Genomic DNA, 1,591 nt, shown 5'->3' on the forward strand with positions numbered 1-1,591 from the left:
CACCGCCTCGATCACGGACTCCAGGCCCGCGGGGTACAGGCCGGCGCGGTCGTCCGGGCGGAACCGGTCCAGGTCGCGCAGGATGTCGGGGGTGTGGGTGCTGACGATGCGTCCGGACCAGTCGTCGCTGAGCACGGGGGCGAGGGCGGGTCCGGTGTAGTGGTGGGCGCTCGCCTCGTACAGCGGGTGCAGCGCCGTGTGGCCGCCGTCGGGACAGTCGGGGACGGCGGGCAGGAAGGTGACCGGACAGCGGGTGTCCAGGCCGAGGAGGCTGTGGCCGACGGCGAGGCGCAGCCCGTCGGGGCAGGCGGTGGACAGGTGGAGCCGGTAGCGGTGCGGCACGGCGTAGTGGCCGCTGCGCGCGTCCCGGCCGATCCTGCCCCGGAAGAGGGGGGCGGTGCGGTGGGCGGGCCGGACGGCGGCGAGCGGAGTGATGGACATGCGTCTCCCCGGGTGGTGGGCGTGCGGACGGGCGCTCCGGCACGGGCGACGGCCGGCCGGCGGGGGCCGAGGGGCCCGGTTCAGCGGTGGCGGCTGATCGCGCTGCAGACACGCTGGAGGTCGATGTGACGGCGGGAGGTGAGCAGGAGCGCGCGCGACGGGGTCCGGTCCGTTCGGCCGGTGCCCGGTGCGAGGCGCGCCATGATTTCCTACCTGTTCACTAGGATTCCCTCCCTGGAGTGTCGATCCGGCTCGGTATCACGTCAAGGGGGCGTCCACGCACTGGAGTCGGGGGTCTCCCCAGAGTGAGAAACATGTGACATAGTACTGCCGTGGCGAAGCGGCTGACCTGCGATGTCGTGGTCGTCGGAGCCGGGATGGCGGGCGCGGCCTGTGCCCTGTACGCCGCCCGGGCCGGCCTGGGGGTACGGGTGGTGGACCGGGGCTCGGTGGCCGGCGGCACCACCGGAGCGGGCGAGGGCAACCTGCTGGTCTCCGACAAGGAGCCGGGCCCGGAGCTGCGACTGGCGTTGCTGTCGGTGCGGTTGTGGGCCGGGCTGGCGAAGGAGCTGGGCGCCGCGGTCGAGTACGAGCCCAAGGGGGGCCTGGTGGTCGCCCCGGCCCCCGGCGCGCTGGCCGCGCTGCGGGACCTCGCCGCCCGCCAGCGATCCGCCGGCGTCACGGCCGTACCGGTGACGGGTGACCGACTCGCCGATTTGGAGCCGCACTTGGCGCCCGGAATGGCGGGCGGGGTGCACTATCCCCAGGACGCCCAGGTCATGCCCGCGCTGGCCGCCGCACACCTGCTCCGTGCCTCCGGTGCCCGGCTGCACCCCGGCCACACGGTGACCGGGGTGCTGCGCGCGGCGGATGGCACGGTGTACGGCGTCCGCACCGACCGGGGGGACATCCACGCCCCGGCGGTGGTGAACGCGGCCGGCGTCCGGGGCGGCGACCTCGCGGCGCTCGCCGGGATCCGGCTGCCGGTACTGCCCCGGCGCGGGTTCGTCCTGGTCACCGAGCCGCTGCCGCGACGGGTGCGGCACAAGGTGTACGCCGCGGACTACGTGGCCGACGTGGCCAGCGACTCGGCCGGGCTGCGCGCCTCGCCGGTGGTGGAGGGCACGGCGGCCGGACCGGTGCTGATCGG

General features: G+C 75.3%; 2 protein-coding genes and 1 pseudogene. 1 reads left to right on the forward strand and 2 read right to left on the reverse strand.

The window, feature by feature from the left end:
- Together H5J33_RS34670 and H5J33_RS38525 are read right to left on the reverse strand one after the other, a co-directional pair.
- Nucleotides 1-441: pseudogene (locus H5J33_RS34670) on the reverse strand (glutathione S-transferase family protein); the annotation flags it as partial.
- 80 nt (nucleotides 442-521) lie between these two features.
- Entirely contained in the window at nucleotides 522-644 is a 123-nt protein-coding gene (locus H5J33_RS38525) for a putative leader peptide (protein WP_309485567.1), read from the reverse strand.
- A 129-nt stretch (nucleotides 645-773) separates the two neighbouring features.
- Between H5J33_RS38525 and H5J33_RS34675 the strand changes: the two genes are divergently transcribed.
- The coding region (locus H5J33_RS34675) for an FAD-binding oxidoreductase (protein ID WP_181798628.1) at nucleotides 774-1,591 on the forward strand (818 nt) is incomplete at its 3' end.

This window comes from Streptomyces sp. WELS2 (assembly GCF_013870595.1).
Classification (GTDB): Bacteria; Actinomycetota; Actinomycetes; order Streptomycetales; family Streptomycetaceae; genus Streptomyces.

What these genes read in the sequence shown, in the direction of transcription:
- H5J33_RS38525 (WP_309485567.1), bottom strand. Translation starts at nt 644, where the DNA reads ATGGCGCGCCTCGCACCGGGCACCGGCCGAACGGACCGGACCCCGTCG.